Source organism: Acinetobacter sp. (assembly GCF_041911495.1).
GTDB lineage: Bacteria > Pseudomonadota > Gammaproteobacteria > Pseudomonadales > Moraxellaceae > Acinetobacter.
Genome location: NZ_JAYROT010000010.1, coordinates 1 through 17,532 on the forward strand (window position 1 = coordinate 1; position 17,532 = coordinate 17,532).

A 17,532-nucleotide genomic window follows, 5' to 3' on the forward strand; every position below is an offset into this window, starting at 1 on the left:
CTTAAAATTGAATAAATTTTGATGGGGTATTTCATGTTTCAACAATCTCTCCTTGTTGCGCTAAGTATTAGTATGCTCGGTTTGACAGGTTGTCAGGTGGTGAGTGTTAAAGAACAAAAAGTCGGCACAACACTCAGTAATCAACGTGACAGCATTCTGACACGTGACGAGCTCAGTGAAGCCAGTCTCAATGTCTTGTCCATGTCTGGACAAGAAACCAAAAAATGTATCAATGATCCCAATCAATGCATGGAGGATTTGGCGCAAATCCCTGAAATCATTGATGAACAATATCTGTCCGCTGCCAGTGAGATTTATCTTGCGCATGCGATTCAATTAAGCAAATCCTCAAACTGTGACTTTGCCAAAACCCACGCCAAAAAAGAGCAAGATCAGCTCAATGTTGAACAAAAAGCCAAGTACGATACGCTCGGCAAACAGTATATTCAATGTACCACGCAACAACTCGAGTCCTTAAATCACGCCATCCGTTATAGTTATGCCTATTTGTTTGATACCAAGCGCCCACCGACTCAGCGTTTGTTTGACAACCGACAAGTGCAAGTGCGAGATTTTTATAATCAAGCCATCGCCAATTTGGTGAATAAATTTAACGAGCAAAAAATTCAAGAAAAATCATATAGCCAAGGGCAAATGACCATTGGTGATAGCACCTATTTGATCAACTTAGAGCAATACCCAAGCCTGAAAAAAGATGATGTTGAGCGCCTGATTAGCACCTACAATTTGAGCTTCTCTGGTCTACGCTCGGTGAGTCGTCGTGATGGTTTTGGCTCTGAATTTGCCATTGAACTGAAAAAATCGGATAAAAAACCATTTAGCGAATTTAAAATCGATCCATTTTTAAATCTGCAAAATATTTATGATCACCCCAATATTCATCAAGCACAAAACCTACCAGCAACCATTGTGGTTGTACCTAAGCAACGAGAATCTGTAGATGCAGTACTCAAAAGCAAAGAGTTGATCATCAACGCAGTTGATCCCAACAAATATCAAGACATCAAAGTTGATGAACACACTTACCCTTTGGCGGCAAATTTCTCTGCGCCTTACGGGCTCTGGCTTGCCAATAATAAACTCGGTGCGGCGGGCTATTTGACGCTACTTGATCGTGAGCAAGATCTGATCATGCCGCACTTGTTTATGCTTGAACCATACAATCCAAAGAAAAAAGTCATTGTGATGATTCACGGTTTGGCTAGTAGCCCTGAAACATGGATTGCACTGACCAACGACATCATGGGCGATAATGTCCTGCGTGAGCATTTTCAGGTTTGGCAAGTGTTCTACTCGACCAATATGCCGATCATGGAAAGCCGTTATCAAATCTACGCTTTGCTTAAACAAGCCTTTGATGGAGTAAAAAATCAATACCCAACTCAACCACCAAAAGATGCCGTACTACTCGGTCATAGTATGGGTGGTGTGATCGGGCGTTTGTTGGTCAGTGATGCAGACTACAGCACGAAAGTCATGGAGCATTTAAAACAAAATGACTTTAGAGATTATAAAAAAATCAAAAATCTAACGGCTGCACAGCTACGGTTTAGAATGAATGCACTAACACCACCGATTGATCGTGCAATTTTTCTTGCTTCTCCATTTCGAGGGACAGACTTTGCAGATCGCTGGTTTACCCTTGCTGCACGTAAAATCATTCGCCTACCGCAGAACTTCTTAAAAGCCACACTGACTGCTGCAAAAGCAGGACTAGGCGATGAAGAAGCACAACAGATGCTGGAACGTATTTCTAAAGATTTTCTACAAAATGGACCAAGTGATTTGAGTAAAAAATCAGCTTTTTCAAAAATCACAGGCGAAACCAAAATAAATGCGAAAGTGAAATATCATCTGATCATGGGTAATGATACCGATTCAGAGGATAAAGACATGATCACTGATGGCGTAGTGCCTTATCACAGCGCACATATTGATGGTGCTGTATCTGAAAAAATCATTAAAGGCGGACACTCGATTCATCTTAAGCCTGAGGCAGTATTAGAAGTACGCCGTATCTTACGTTTGCATTTGCAAGAGCTTGGGCTGTATAAGCCATAACCGTGCTTTGTGAAACATACTGAACTTTAAGTATAAAAAAGCAGATCACCGTGATCTGCTTTTTTACAGCAACTTTATAAACTCTTTGAAAAATGATTTAGCTTGCAGCAACCTTTTTTACCACGATTGACCCAAGCGAATAGCCTGCGCCAAATGAGCATAGTACGCCATACTCGCCAACCTCAACCTCGTGACCTGTTTTGTGCATCGCAATGATCACACCTGCCGATGAAGTATTGGCATATTCATCAAGTACGATTGGTGCACGTTCTTTTTCAATATCTTTACCCAAAAGAAGCTTTAGAATCAGGGCATTCATATTGGCATTGGCTTGATGTAGCCAAAAGCGTTTTGGTGCGTTGACATCAATATTTAACCGACCAAGTTGTGCAGTAATGGTCGATGCAACTAATGGTGAAACTTCTTTAAAGACTTTACGTCCATCTTGCTTAAATAACAGACCTTTGGTCGCCTCTTCACTTGAGTTTAAGAAACCAAAATTATTACGGATATTGTTCGAAAACTTAGTCACAAGCTGACAGTCGAGTATCTCAAAACCTACTTTGCTATCTGTCTGCTCAACGATCGTTGCAGTTGCCACATCACCAAAGATAAAGTGACCATCACGTGCACCAAAATCATTATGTGCGGAAGTGATTTCTGCATTCACCACCAAGACACATTTTGCACCACATTTAATTGCATCATGAGCCTGTTTTAAACCAAATGTCGCCGCCGAACACGCCACATTCATATCATAAGCATAGCCTTCGATACCAAGCGCATCTTGGATTTCGATCGCCACCGCAGGATAAGCACGTTGCATATTTGAGCAGGATAAAATCACCGCATCGACATCAGCTGCAGTGACACCTGCTGCTTCCATCGCCATTTTTGCGGCTTTGACACCAATCTCTGCTTGGATTGAGATTTCATCATTGCTACGCTCACGAAGCTTTGGACGTAGGCGGTTAATGTCTAGAACACCTGACTTTTCTACCACATGACGAGATTTTATCCCTGAAGCTTTTTCAATGAACTCTGGAGTTGAACCGCGCAGCTCTTCAAGCTCTCCACGTGCAATCGCATCAGCATTTTTTGCATTGTACTGCTCCACATAAGCATTTAAGCTCGCAACCAACTCTTCGTTGCTAATGGACTCAGGTGGTGTGTACAACCCTGTGCCAGTGATACGAATGCTCATGTAAAACTCCTTATAACTGTGTTCACAACATCATCTATGAACGACTTATTTCTCAATCTTAAATTTGGCAATTGATGCAATTTAAGACTTAATGCCTAACTCATCCCAAGCCTTTTGCAAACGCTTGGAAGATATGGCGAATTTGGTTTTCATCGGCTGTGCAAACAGTGAAATACGCAGTTCCTCAACCAATGGGTAAAAGCCTTGCGTATGCTTGCGAGGTGTGTTGAAAAGCTTATCCATCCATGGATCAATGATATTGATGGCATCTTGATCTTTATTAAGATTATTCGCTAATCGCTCCAAACGCAATTGCACAGCAGATAAATATCGTGGATATTCAAGCCAAGTCGTACTCGATTGCTGATATACGAACCCATCTAACTGCATCAAATCCAATTGATCTTCAATATCATCAATACTACGAGCAAATACATTTAAATCAATCGTTAAAAGCATCTGCCTGATCGACTGCCACGTCATATAAATTTCAGAAAGCATCTGCAACACCGTCTGACCAATACTTAAAAATTGCTGTTTGCAAAATTTAAGCAACGCATCAAAACTTTGCGCATCTGTCGCATCAACATGATTAACCGTCTTAGATTGCTCACGATCAACCGCCAACGCGTGTTCGTCCAGACAGCGTTGTAAGGTGGCATAAATCAGAATCTGTTCCAGCTTTTGCTTATTGCCAAGCGGTGCAAATGCCAAAGCAAATGGCTTACTGATTTGCTTTTTCAACTGACGTTCTAAATCACCCAATTGCAAATGAATCAAATGAATTAAGCCTTCACGATGCACTTGCATGGCTTGATCAACATCATGGAAATGCTGAATCACCACACCAACTGTTTTATCAATTAAATCCACATCTTGGAATTCGACTTTCGGTGCAAGTGCTTGATAACGCTGTACCACCACACCAGACACTTTGGTTGCAGATTCAAACACAAAATCTTGTGGAAACTCGGTAAATGCACCTTTGGACTCGGTCACTGGACGCTGAGTTTGTATCTGACAACGTGCTTGCAACTCGTCCAAATCTCGCCCTTGAGCAATGACTTTTTTACGCTCATCAATGACTTTAAGCAGTGGTAAAAGATAATTGGGTAACGACTCCAAACTAAAATCAGTTGCTAGAATTTGTTCGGCACGCAATTTAAATGCAAGCACATCGAAAATATGCTTTTGCAAATCTTGCTCGCTCAAATTCTGATGAATTTTTTTCGCCGTATCTGGAATCGGCACCAATTGACGACGTTTATCTTTGGGTAGATTTTTTAGTAAGGCTTCGATCAACTCCAATCGCCATCCTGCAATACCCCACGACCAACGGGCTTGATCAATCTGCGACAAGGCTTGTACAGGGATCGTCACCACTGCACCATCTTCATCATGGCTTGGATCAAAACGATAATTCACCGCAAAGCGCAATTGTCCATTATGAATAAAGTCTGGAAATTGGTTTGTCGTTGGTCGATCACTTTGCCACAGCGCATTTTCATCAAAAAATAAAATCTTGGGCTGTTTTGGCTCAACCGAAGCACGCCACTCATCGAAACTACGCCGAGAAGCAACGTCTTTAGGAATGCGCTCGGCATAGAACTGATACAATGCCTCCTCATCAACGATCAAATCTCGACGACGTAGTTTATCTTCAACTCGTTCAACTTCTTGTAATTTATGGACATTATGCACTAAAAATGGCGGATTTTGCCCAAGTTGATTCGCCACCAAAGCATCCCGCAAGAAAATCTCATGCGAGGCTTCCAGATCTATTTTTTCAAAATTCACCAATTGTTTGGCTTGAATAATTAGACCGAATAATGAAATCTGTGCATAGGCATTGACCACGCCATTTTTCTTCGACCAATGTGGCTCAAAATAGTGATATTTCAACAAATCTCGTGCCGCAAGCAAAATCCATTCAGGTTCAATCTTGGCAAGGGTTCGGATAAAGACTTGCGAGGTTTCCACCATTTCAAACGCCATCACCCACGACACTTGCGCCTTGTGCAAACTACTGGCAGGGAAAATCCGTGCTTTTTGCTGACGCACTGCTTGATAGACATTGCGCTCATCGGTCTTTTGCGCAATAAATGACAATAAACCTGTTAGAAGCGCACGATGCAGATTTTCATAGTTTGCAGTTTGACCAATGCTTTGCTCGGTACTTTTTTCAGAATTTTTTTCCGCACCTGTCTTAGAACTGCCTTTCGACATGTCATTCATTGACATGCCAAGCTGTTCAGTCATCTCACGCAACTGTTGATAAGTCTGTCGCCATTCACGCAGGCGCAACCAACTGAGAAAGTGCTGTCGAGCAAATTGACGACGCTTATTTTCACTAAGCTGATGTTCTTTTTTCAGATTATCGAGTGTATTCCAGAGCTTAAGATAAAACAGAAAATCAGAATCGGCTTCTTTAAATAAAGCATGCTTTTGATCGGCTTGCGTTTGTTTATCGGCAGGACGTTCACGAGGATCTTGCACCGCTAAGGCACTAACGATAACTAAAGTTTCCGCTAAGACACCAAAATGCGCACCACCCACCAACATCCGAGCTAGGCGTGGATCAATCGGCATTTTCGCCATGGTCTGACCGACTTTTGTGAGTTCTCCACCTTTGTGTGAATCTCCCCTAGCCCCTCTTTTTGAAAGAGGGGAACTTCCCCCTTTTGCAAAGGGGGATTGAGGGGGGAGTTTTGTTGATGTACTCGACTCAACCCCACCCTGCCTCCCCTTAATAAGGGGAGGAGTTTCTTCTCTTTGAAGCATCACTTCATTTGGAGGATTCAACGCACCCAATTCAATCAACAATTTCCGTCCATCATTGACCAAACGATGATCAGGTGGCTCAATAAAATCAAATTGTTCCAAATTGCCCAGACCGAGACTTTGCATCTGCAAAATCACAGAAGCGAGATTTGTCCGTTTAATTTCAGGTTCAGTAAACTCAGGACGAGATTGAAAATCTTCCTCGCTATACAGACGAATACAGACACCCGCAGCGATACGACCACAACGACCTTTACGCTGATTAGCCGCCGCTTGGGAAATCGCCTCAATCGGTAAGCGTTGCACCCTCGAACGATAGCTATAGCGTGAGATTCGTGCAAAACCACTATCTATCACATAGCGAATATTCGGCACCGTCAAAGCCGTTTCTGCGACGTTGGTGGCGATAATGATACGTCGCCCTTTACCACTTGGGCTAAAGATTTTTTGTTGTTCGGACAGTGCTAAACGTGCATAGAGTGGCAACACTTCGGTATGTCGTGGACCATATTTTTCTAAGGTTTCTTGAAGCTCTCGAATCTCCTGCTCGGTACTGGAGAAGATCAGAATATCGGCATATTCAGGATGTCCTTTGGCTTCGGCATCGGCAAAGCACTCCTCTACCGCTTGCACCACTGCACGAGGCAGGTTTTCTTCAAAATCGTCAAATTCATCATCATCACTACCGCCAATCGTCATCTCTGAAATTGGACGGTAACGGACCTCTACAGGGAAGCTTCGCCCTTCGACTTCAAAGATCGGCGCATCATGAAAATATTGGCTAAAGCGATTCACATCAAGTGTCGCCGAAGTGACGATGATTTTTAAATCAGGACGTTTCGGTAAAATGTTCTTCACATAACCCAAAATAAAGTCAATATTCAGCGAACGCTCATGCGCTTCATCAATAATAATCGTATCGTACTTGGTCAGATAGCGATCATGCGCAAGCTCTGCAAGCAAAATCCCGTCGGTCATCAGACGCACGAAAGAATCTTGATTACCCTGTTCATTAAAACGAACTTTAAAACTGATACTTTTGCCGAGTGGCTCTTTGAGTTCTTCGGCGATGCGTTGTGACACGCTTCGAGCTGCAAGACGACGTGGCTGAGTATGCCCAATCAATCCCGTTAATCCACGTCCTGCCAACATCGCAATCTGCGGTAGCTGTGTAGTTTTCCCCGAACCTGTTTCCCCTGCGACGATGATCACTTGATGCTTTTGAATCGCATCTATCAATTTGTCCGCATATTGACTGACAGGCAGATCTTGATTAAGAGAAATTTCAGGTAAGCGATTTAGACGTTCGATGACTTTTTCATGCGAACTTTGCAACAGCTGTTGGTACTTTGCTTCTGCTGTGTTGATTTGATCTGTAGCTTTTGGATCTGTTGATTTTTGATCAATAAGTTTTTGCTTTTGGGCTTTGTGTAAATCTTTTTTTAGACGTGACAAACGATGGCGATCTTTTGCCATCACTTGCAAGTTTTCAGTATTTTGAAATGATTTTTGCGTCGCAGTATTTTGCGCAGTTTGATTTTCTATAGCTTGCGGATTTGACAACAATTTTTCCTAGAGATTCAAAAGAATCATAACAACTTCAAGATCAAAGCAGTTATTTTACTCCTTTTCCTGCTTTTGGAAAAATGCTTTTAAGCGTTTCGTATAGCGTTTGAACGGCCACGTAAACTGTTTCACAAAACTATTCGGAATTTTATAACCCACTGTGCCGTACACACTCGCCAAATGATTTGGCATATACACACTTTTAAAAATCAGGTCGTAAACAGGAATAAATGCGGCGTAGTTTTTATCGATCGCAGGCTTTTCAGAGGAATGATGCCAATGATGAAACTCAGGTGTGGCAATGATCCAACGCAAATATGGGAAGCGAAATCTCACATTAGAATGAATAAAAATCGCATGAATCGAAATAAAAATCAGATAAGCAAATACCGCCGACGTATGAAAGCCCAAGAGAAAAATCGGCAATGTCGCAAGAAAGCGAGTCATCAACACTTCCACAACATGCAAACGTGAAGATGCGAGCCAATCCATGTGTTCTGTCGAATGGTGAATGGCATGGAAGCGCCACAAGAAATTCACCTCGTGCATCGCACGATGTAGCCAATACACCACAAAATCGACGACGATCAAAAGCTCAATAAACTGCAACCAAATCGGCTGTGCCTGTACATACGGCACGATCGGATTATTCGGAATATGAGTAATCCAGTATTGAATCGGCATCACCGTTAAAAAAGTAAATAGCTGAATCCCAATATGACTGACCATGAAATATTTCATGTCTGTCACCCAGCCCACACGTAAAATCTTTTGATCAGGATTTTTAGCAAAAAAGCCTTCAAGTGGAATAAAAATAAATGCCAAAATCACCAAAGTCAGTACAAAATAATCTATGCCAGCATAGAACGGCACATTTGGTAAAATCGGTGCTTTGATCAATCCACAGCCCAATACCGTTGCCAATAAAGCAATACACAACCCATAGAATCCATAACGGTTCTGACGGACGATGGCACTAAATGCACCGAATCCCGCACTGATAAAGATGCCTGCCATCAAGCTAAAATAAAAGACCTGATAATGCTTTGCATATATAGGACGAAGCTCTGGCATGGTCATTACGGTTGGAAACAAAAAGCACAATGCACCAAATACACATAGCAATGCTAAAGCCATGGAGATAAATGCGCTGATTTTACCTAGCCCTGCATTGAGCTCTAGATTTTCAAATTTTTCTCGGAGTTGATCTGTCATAATTATTAGCTATTGTCATGGCTTGGCGAAGTTTATAATTGCATTTGATATGGATAGATTGTAATCAGTTAGTAAGGATTCTAAACAAAGCACGAATACTCTACAAGCATTTAAATATTTCTAAAGTAGATTTGCATTGAATTCATGCGCTCTACCCTCATATCTCTCTAAACATTGTTTTGTAATGTTCACTTTTGGCGATATGTCATATTGGTTTCATACTTTTGCGATTTGATATTAGCGTCTGATGAACTATCAAATCGCTTTAAGTCTTTGTAAAATCCCTTATTATTTAATTTTCCGATCAAAGGTATGTAAAAATACTGTTTCACCAATCGAAGAAAATCACTTACTCTAATTGCCGAGTTAAAACATTTACTCTTTTCTTTTCATGATCTGAAATAGGGTCATACACATGGAGATATATAATGAGCTTGATTAATACTGAAGTTAAACCTTTTAAATCAACTGCATACCACAATGGTCAATTTGTAGAAGTGACTGAAGCAAATCTGAAAGGCAAATGGTCTGTTGTATTCTTCTACCCAGCTGACTTTACATTCGTATGTCCAACTGAGCTTGAAGACTTGGCTGACAACTATGCAGAATTCCAAAAATTAGGCGTAGAAATCTATGGCGTATCGACTGACACGCATTTCACGCATAAAGCATGGCACGACACTTCAGAAGCAATCAAAAAAATCCAGTACCCATTGATCGGCGATCCAACTTGGACATTGTCTAAAAACTTTGATGTGCTTATCGAAGCTGATGGTCTTGCAGATCGTGGTACGTTCGTAATCGACCCAGAAGGTAAAATCCAAATCGTTGAAATCAACGCTGGTGGTATCGGTCGTGATGCGTCTGAACTTCTTCGTAAAGTTAAAGCTGCACAATATGTTGCATCTCACCCAGGCGAAGTTTGCCCTGCAAAATGGAAAGAAGGTGACTCTACACTTTCGCCTTCAATCGACCTTGTTGGTAAAATCTAAGCGAAAACTGAGCTGAAAAGCTGAGTGCATTTATCCCATCTCTGCTGTTGAAATCATGTGTATAGCGCAAGCCATGATTCCTCATCAACGGATGAGATGAATCGCAAGATCGTAAAAAGGACAGCATGTGCTGTCCTTTTTATTTATATCAATCAATAGAATATTCAAATCAAACAATTGATGCTACTTTGAAATATTTCTTTCTTAACCACAGTGATACACTCACTAAGGCAATCAATACAGGCACTTCGACCAAAGGACCTATCACCGTGGTAAATGCTACAGGTGATGCCAAACCAAATGTTGCAATCGCTACAGCAAGTGCCAACTCAAAGTTATTGCCTGCTGCGGTAAAGGAGATCGCCACCGTTCTTGGATAATCATTGCCCATCCATTTACTCATAAAGAAGCTGATAAAAAACATCGCCACAAAGTAAATCGTCAATGGAATGGCAATACGAATCACATCCATTGGCAAGCTGACGACATCGGCACCTTTTAAGCTAAACATCGCTACAATGGTGAATAACAATGCCAATAGACTGAGCGGGCTGATTTTGGGTAGAAATTCATTTTGATACCATGCTATGCCCTTTTTCTTGACCAAAATCAATCGTGTTAAAAAACCGAGTAAAAATGGAATACCTAAATAAACCAACACCGCTTGAGTAATTGTCCAAAAACTCACATCAATCACTTGCGATGCCACACCAAAGTACGGCGGTAAAAAAGTGAGGAACAGCCACGCATAGGTACTAAAAAACACGATTTGGAAAATACTGTTAAAAGCCACCAATGCCGCAACATATTGATTATCACCACATGCCAAACCATTCCACACCAAGACCATCGCAATACAACGTGCCAATCCAATCAAGATCAAACCCGTCATATATTCAGGATAATTCTGCAAAAAGATAATCGCCAAAGCGAACATCAGACACGGTGCAATCAACCAATTCTGAATCAAGGACAAAGCGAGTGTTCGCTTATCCTTAAAGACTTTGGGCAAGGTAGCGTAATCGACTTTGGCAAGTGGTGGATACATCATCAAAATCAAACCAATCGCAATTGGAATATTCACTGTACCGACGCTCATCTGATGTAGCGCATCCGATGCCTGCGGAACAAATACCCCAATCGCCACGCCTAAGCCCATGGCAATAAAAATCCATAAGGTCAAATTACGATCTAAAAAAGATAATTTCGCTTGTGCCATTTTTCTATCCGTTAATCCGTTGATTGGGCTTTATTCAATGTTGGAAATCTGATTGATTTGCTTGGTCAATTCTGTGCGTGTCAAATTATCCAAATCTAAAGAAAATAGTGCATCCAAGCGACGATTAATATGTTCAACAGTACCCATAAAGGCTTGTAATTTTTGATCTTCGGCTAAGTCTAAATGCGATGGATCAGACAATCCCCAATGTGCCTTGATCGCACCACCGAGATACAATGGACAAGATTCTTGAGCAGCTTGGTCACAGACGGTAATCACCACGTCAGGCTGATATTGCTCACAATCATCAATGGTTTTACTCGATAATCCATCCGTAGATAAACCTAAGTTTTCTAAGGTCTTTATTGTGAGTGGATGCACTTGTCCAGTCGGTTTACTGCCTGCACTATAGGCAACCCAGCCCTGCGGCGCACGTTGATTAAACAAGACTTCAGATAAAATGCTACGACAGCTATTGCCAGTACATAAAAACAAAAATTTCATGATGTGTTCCTACAACGGTGTTTACAAATGAATAGTAAAAAAAGCGGATAGAAATTTAGCATTAATCACAATGCGTAGTGATTGATGTAGGCTGTGTGACTAAATTCTGATAAAGATCATCTGACACAAAAATTCGATTTAATACGGCAAAAGCCCACTCAGGTAAATCAGAATTCAGGCTGTAATAGACCCACTGTCCTCGACGCTCATCATGCAAAATGGATAAATTACGCAATAAGGCCAAATGCCGCGAAATCTTCGGTTGGCTTAAATTTAACTGTGCAGTCAATTCACAGACGCACACTTCTTGCTTATCGATCACAAGCTTTAAAATATCTAAGCGTGTTTGATCAGATAAACATTTAAAAAAATCAGTCTGTTGCATGTCATTCGGCCTATTAGATTAAAATTCTTGAAAATTCAAATATACGCATATCCATATATTATAGTTTTCAGCACAAAATACAATGACAGTTTAATGAAACTTTTAACTTTGAAAATCTTTACTTTGAAAATGTTATCGTTAATGGAAATCAAAAATCACCATGACACAGCTTCGGTATCATGATGATTTATTGAGATTTTATAATCCTCTCCAACCTTACTTTACAAAGGAGGGAAATTGAGAAAGAGCGATTTAAGACTGGTGAATTGGAGTTACGAATTAGAACATCAACGCCAAGCCTACACCATATTGCCAACCTTTTTCAGATTCTGTTTCATCTTGCCAATCGGTTTGCTTCTGCCCTTTTTCATAAGCATAGCCAACATCGACAAATGGCTTAATGCGCTTGGTGATTTCATAACGAGTCTGCACACCAACTCCTAGCTCGGAAACCCCTGTTTTAGAAGCATATTTTGAGTCATCATTGAGGACGATATCCAACTCCAAATACGGCTGACTAATCAACTTTTGCGTCCATAAAAACTCTCGCTCAAACTCTAGTCCGAGTGCTACATAATCATCTTTACCAAGATAGGCATAGCTTTGCGTTTCAAAGAAATACGGTGCAAGTCCATACAATCCAAACATTGCATCTACTGTACCGCTATCATTTAGACTTTTGTCTTCACGATAGCGTAGACCTGCTTGCGCATCCCAAAAGTCACTGATTTTTCGGCTATATAACGCTGACACATCATAATGGGCATCGCTACTTTCCGCTTTATTGACATGAGCAAGGATGAACAGACGATTTTCATCGGTGCCAATCATGCTATTCAACTCAGTGCTTAAAGCACCCTGCCCATCTTCATCAAGCATCCACGCCGTTTCTAAATTACTGACCTGATAAATCTGTCCGCCATGCTCTTTGAGATGTTGATTCTTCGAATCATGGGAAGCAATTTCCGTAGGTTGAAGTGATTCATCATGTGCATAGCTGAGCGTACTCACCACACTAGCAAGGCACAGCAAACTTGCTTGGAAAAATGTAGAACGATTTAAGTCCATTTGAAACTGTTGCGGAAAAGGTTTAGTGGTGCGCATGGTCTTCTCCTTTTGTTTTGTCTTGAACTTTACTATGTGTTTGTGGTGTTGTGGTTTTCGATTGCTTAGTCGGCTGATTTTCATCAACTTGCGCCACGATCAATTTATTCATCATGCCTGCACTCATGTGATAAAGCAGATGACAATGGATCGCCCATTCACCGAGTTCATCAGCAGTGAGTAGCAAGGATACGGTTTTATTTGGCGGAACGATCACTGTGTGTTTATTAGGTAAATCTTTTGGCGACAAACCATTTTCGAGCTGCATAAACATGCCGTGCAAATGCATCGGATGTGCCATCATGCTTTCATTGACGAATTTTAAACGGATACGCTCACCATAGTTCACGGTCAACGGTTCTGCTTCGTTAAACTTCTTGCCGTTAATCGTCCAGATATAACGCTCCATGATGCCACCGAGTTTGATTTCGATTTCACGTTCCGGTGGTCGAGTGTCTGGCTGTGGTGTTAAGGCTTTTAAATCTTGATATTGCAAGGCTTTATGCCCTTCAGGTGTGGAGGCATCAGCCCAGCCTTCGGCATTTTGTTTGGTCTGTTGCGTCGCTTCAGAATGGTTCATGCTTGCGTGATTCATCTGCTCATGATTCATTTCTGCCTTGTTCATGCTTTTGTGATTCACTGCATGATGATTCATTTGTGAATGATCCATCGCTGGGTTCATGTGCATGCTGTGATCCATTTCTGAATGGTTCATCTGTTGCATATTTTGATGGCTCATCGTTTCATGATTCATTTGTGAGTGATCCATCAGTGAATGACTTGCCGAACTTGCTTGATGTGAACTATTTGTCTGATGCGAGCCATGTCCCATATCATCCATAGTCAGTAAGGCACGAGGTCGAGATTCGGGAATCGTCACTTTCGGCGCTGTCGTGCCTTGTTGCGTCAGACTCGCCAAAGCAAATCCTGTACGGTCTATCGACTCCGCTTGGATTTGGTAATGTGTCTGTTTCGGCTCGACGATCACATCATAAGTTTCTGCCGTACCGATACGAAACTCATCGACTGCCACAGGTTGCACAGGCTGACCATCAGCACTGACCACGGTCATTTTCAGGTTGGGAATGCGCACATCATAGAACGACATTGCCGAAGCATTGATAAAGCGTAAACGCACCTTTTCATTGGGAAGAAAAGCACCAGTCCAGTCTTGCTCAGGTGTTTTACCATTTACTAAAAAAGTATAACCTGTCACATCGGACAGATCGGTTTTCAGCATACGCATTTGATTCCACATTTTGCGATCTTGCCATGTCGCACTCACACCGTTATCTTTGATCTGTTGCCATAGATCAGGCAATGTTTCACGTTGATTTTGATAATATTCTGCGGATTTTTTCAAATTCTTCATGATCTCGCTACTGGTCGATTCATGAAAATCAGAGAGCATCACCACATAGTCACGATCGGCTTGTTCATGTTTTGCAACTGGCATTTTACCTTTGGGATAGACGATAAATGAGCCATATAAACCATCTTGCTCTTGCCCACGACTATGGGCGTGATACCAGTAGGTACCGTTCTGACGAATCTTAAAACGATACTCAAAATGCCCTTTTGGCTTGATACCATGAAACTGGTTAAAACCTGGTACGCCGTCCATAATTCCAGGCAAAAGTAATCCATGCCAATGAATCGAGGTATCTTGATCTTTGAGCTGATTGTGCACATGAATCACCGCCTCATCGCCTTCTTCAAACTCAAGCTGTGGCGCAGGAAATTGACCATTGACGGTGATACGTTTTAAAGGTTTACCTGTGACATTTACGGTATTTTCATCAATATTTAGATGATATTCACGGACGGCAGCGTTGCTCCACGTCGAAGTGGCGAGCAACACGCTACACAGCAGATATTTGCTGTAAGTTTGTATAGACATAGACATGATTGTTCCTAATCATTTTTGAATAAAGTTGTGATGTGGACAGTCAATTCCACGAGAAAACTTAACAATGATTAGACAATCGGAGGACGCAGGATTCTCTGCCAATAGCCTGACAAATCTTGAGCTTGATAAAGGCTATCGTGGGTTAAATCATTGGGAAGATTAATCAGCTCAGGAAGTAATTGCCCTGTTGGTAGCACCGCTGAAGCCATGAGCTGACAATGTAATGGCGGACAATCTTGGCAATCTTGGGATTGCTTCATGTTGGCGTGATGATTCGATACAGACTGATGATCACCTTTGATATGATGTTTTGAATGGTCTACCACATTGTCATCTTGCGTAGAGATCTGCATTGAACCGTGCATTGAGTCACTCATCGAACCACTGAAAGAACCATTATAAGCATGCACGAGTGAAGACAGCGCAATGGCAAATACCATCAGCACCGCAACAGCGATATTGTGCATCAATTTGTTCATGGGCTGTGAATCAATCAATCGTTCGATAAGGCGATTAGCTTAGTCGATATTCTGACAAAAGACAATCTCAGCAACACGGTGAACTCACGCAGACAACTGTCGCCATCGCCCGTAAAATTGGTTAAGATAGCCACGTTAATTTTTGAAGTTGTGAGAATGCAAGTGACTGATCGTACTAATACGCGTATTGATGCCACCGATGTGACAGAAGAAGAGGCGCAAAACGCTGTATTTTTTGATCGTGCAGATCAGTTTATCAAACTTGCCAATGAATTTTGCCGTCCGCCAAAAGGTAAAAAAACTAATCCGACTGAGGTGCGTGGTCAAGTTGGCGCAGCGATGTTGTTCTCTGCTGCTCGCTTTAATACCTGGGTCAGTGCTAACGGCTTTAAAGATGGTGATGAGATGCGTGATGCCAAAGATCAGATCATGGCGTATTTGGTTCAGCAGTTTCAGGCGATGCTCGAAGACAACTATGATGAGTATTGTGAGCAGTTTGATAACTATTTACGCTACCGTAATATGGAAGAGTTTCATCAGAATAAAGATGAGGGTTGATAGCAACGATATTTCAAAATTAAATTGTATTAAGATATGGATTCAAGACGGAATTAAAGTGAGCAAAAAAGAAAAGAACCTTGATATTTTTATTAGCAAACTGCTAGACAGTGCTGAAATTAAGTATAGTGCAGACGGCAGTAGCATTAAAGAAATCAATGATGCGCTTAAAACAGCTTCTAAAAAAGGAACAGGACGAGTCGGCTTTCCTGAATTTGTAGGAATTTCAAAAGACTTTATAATTGTAATAGAAGACAAAGCCGAACTTGACAAACAAGCTAATTACACAGATGAAGAAGAAACTGATTTAGCTACAGATGTAAAGTCATTGAAAGATTTTGCCGAAAACGGCGCTTTGCATTACGGTAAACATATTATTGAAAAAACCAACTTCAAAAAAGTATTTGCATTTGGTTGTTCAGGCGACGAAAAACACCACGTAATCCGACCAATTTTCATTGATAAAAATGGATACAAACTTTTAAAGCCAGTTGAAAACTTTGAAAATTTTTCAGCTTCCAACATTGATAAATATTATAAAGAGCAAGTCCTTGAAGAAACACCAGCAGAAACTTTGGAGCTTGAAGAAGTTTTAAAGAAATCGGCTGAACTTCACGAAGCGTTGAGAAATTATGGACAGTTAGGCGATTCGGAAAAACCGCTTGTTGTTTCGGCAATTCTCTTGGCACTTAGGGAAGATTCTAAAATTACAGATCAACTAAAAGGCGACAATTTAAAAACTGATGGAAAAATAATTTTTGATGCACTTTCTACACATATGACACGTGTTGAAGTAAAACCTGAAACCAAAAAAGAGCAGGTTTTGGCTCAATTTGATATTATTAAAAATAGAACACTACTCAACCAAATTGACGAACGTTTAGAAAAAACACCGCTTAAATACTTTACCGAGTTCTTACAAAAAAATGTGTATGCAAGTGTTGTTGCCAATTCTACCGAAGATGTTTTAGGGCGTTTTTATGGCGAGTTTATTCGTTATAGCGGTGGAGATGGTCAGACTTTAGGCGTTGTACTAACACCAAGCCACATTACCGAAATATTTTGTGATTTGATAGACTTAAAACCTTCTGATATTGTTTTAGACCCATGTTGTGGTACAGGTGGTTTTTTGATTGCCGCAATGCACAAAATGTTAGAACAAGCCAAACCCGAAGATGTGGAAACCATTAAAAAAGAAAGAATACACGGAATAGAAATCAGAGAAGATATGTTTTCTATTGCGACAACCAATATGATTTTGCGTGGTGATGGAAAAAGCAACTTAATAAAAAATGATTTTCTTAAACAAAAATCTGAAAACCTAAAAGCGGACATTTGTGCAACCGTTGGTTTTATCAATCCACCATATTCGCAAGCCAAAGGTAAAGACACAGGAGACTGTAAATAAAACTGTGTAAACGCTTAAACTATCCCTCAACGTTGTTGGGGGTAACACAGGTGTTTACCATGAAAGATGAAGCAATGTTGGCATTAGCTAAAGAATTTGCCAAAAACCTAAAAACAGAAGCTGACC

General features: G+C 41.1%; 13 protein-coding genes. 4 read left to right on the plus strand and 9 right to left on the minus strand.

The window, feature by feature from the left end:
- The first annotated feature begins 33 nt into the window (after positions 1-33).
- Positions 34-2,082: a lipase family alpha/beta hydrolase gene (locus ACE3PQ_RS01075; RefSeq protein ID WP_374294422.1), complete on the plus strand. Its 2,049-nt coding sequence runs from the start codon at positions 34-36 to the stop codon at positions 2,080-2,082.
- A 97-nt stretch (positions 2,083-2,179) separates the two neighbouring features.
- On the opposite strand, the gene ACE3PQ_RS01080 is transcribed toward ACE3PQ_RS01075, so the two are convergent.
- From ACE3PQ_RS01080 to ACE3PQ_RS01090, 3 genes are all read right to left on the minus strand, one after another.
- Positions 2,180-3,286, minus strand: coding sequence for a beta-ketoacyl-ACP synthase III (locus ACE3PQ_RS01080; RefSeq protein ID WP_374294424.1), 1,107 nt, complete (start codon positions 3,284-3,286; stop codon positions 2,180-2,182).
- A gap of 81 nt (positions 3,287-3,367) precedes the next feature.
- Positions 3,368-7,543, minus strand: a complete 4,176-nt coding sequence (locus ACE3PQ_RS01085; protein WP_374294445.1) for a DUF3418 domain-containing protein — start codon at positions 7,541-7,543, stop codon at positions 3,368-3,370.
- A gap of 144 nt (positions 7,544-7,687) precedes the next feature.
- The gene (locus ACE3PQ_RS01090; protein ID WP_374294426.1) at positions 7,688-8,848 is read right to left on the minus strand and encodes a sterol desaturase family protein; all 1,161 of its coding nucleotides are present in this window, start codon (positions 8,846-8,848) and stop codon (positions 7,688-7,690) included.
- A 428-nt stretch (positions 8,849-9,276) separates the two neighbouring features.
- Between ACE3PQ_RS01090 and ahpC the strand changes: the two genes are divergently transcribed.
- Complete coding sequence (ahpC, locus tag ACE3PQ_RS01095) at positions 9,277-9,840, plus strand: alkyl hydroperoxide reductase subunit C (protein WP_374294428.1); 564 nt, start codon at positions 9,277-9,279, stop codon at positions 9,838-9,840.
- Positions 9,841-10,009: 169 nt separating this feature from the next.
- Here ahpC and arsB read toward each other — a convergent pair whose 3' ends face one another.
- From arsB to ACE3PQ_RS01125, 6 genes are all read right to left on the minus strand, one after another.
- Complete coding sequence (gene arsB, locus ACE3PQ_RS01100; protein WP_374294431.1) at positions 10,010-11,059, minus strand: ACR3 family arsenite efflux transporter; 1,050 nt, start codon at positions 11,057-11,059, stop codon at positions 10,010-10,012.
- A gap of 30 nt (positions 11,060-11,089) precedes the next feature.
- The gene (locus ACE3PQ_RS01105) at positions 11,090-11,563 is read right to left on the minus strand and encodes an arsenate reductase ArsC (protein ID WP_298893868.1); all 474 of its coding nucleotides are present in this window, start codon (positions 11,561-11,563) and stop codon (positions 11,090-11,092) included.
- Between the two features lie 61 nt (positions 11,564-11,624).
- A complete protein-coding gene (locus ACE3PQ_RS01110; RefSeq protein ID WP_374294433.1) occupies positions 11,625-11,948 on the minus strand; it encodes an ArsR/SmtB family transcription factor in 324 nt (107 codons plus the stop codon).
- Between the two features lie 279 nt (positions 11,949-12,227).
- Positions 12,228-13,052 (minus strand): copper resistance protein B, encoded by an 825-nt coding sequence (locus ACE3PQ_RS01115; RefSeq protein ID WP_374294436.1) that lies wholly within the window; start codon positions 13,050-13,052, stop codon positions 12,228-12,230.
- A complete protein-coding gene (locus tag ACE3PQ_RS01120) occupies positions 13,039-14,952 on the minus strand; it encodes a copper resistance system multicopper oxidase (protein ID WP_374294447.1) in 1,914 nt (637 codons plus the stop codon). The genes ACE3PQ_RS01115 and ACE3PQ_RS01120 overlap by 14 nt, the downstream gene beginning before the upstream one ends.
- Positions 14,953-15,029: 77 nt before the next feature.
- Positions 15,030-15,440: a hypothetical protein gene (locus tag ACE3PQ_RS01125; protein WP_374294438.1), complete on the minus strand. Its 411-nt coding sequence runs from the start codon at positions 15,438-15,440 to the stop codon at positions 15,030-15,032.
- A 162-nt stretch (positions 15,441-15,602) separates the two neighbouring features.
- Here ACE3PQ_RS01125 and ACE3PQ_RS01130 point away from each other — a divergent pair, with 162 nt between their 5' ends.
- Positions 15,603-15,998: a DUF3144 domain-containing protein gene (locus ACE3PQ_RS01130; RefSeq protein WP_374294440.1), complete on the plus strand. Its 396-nt coding sequence runs from the start codon at positions 15,603-15,605 to the stop codon at positions 15,996-15,998.
- Between the two features lie 58 nt (positions 15,999-16,056).
- Positions 16,057-17,406 (plus strand): class I SAM-dependent DNA methyltransferase, encoded by a 1,350-nt coding sequence (locus tag ACE3PQ_RS01135; protein ID WP_374294442.1) that lies wholly within the window; start codon positions 16,057-16,059, stop codon positions 17,404-17,406.
- Positions 17,407-17,532 lie beyond the last annotated feature (126 nt).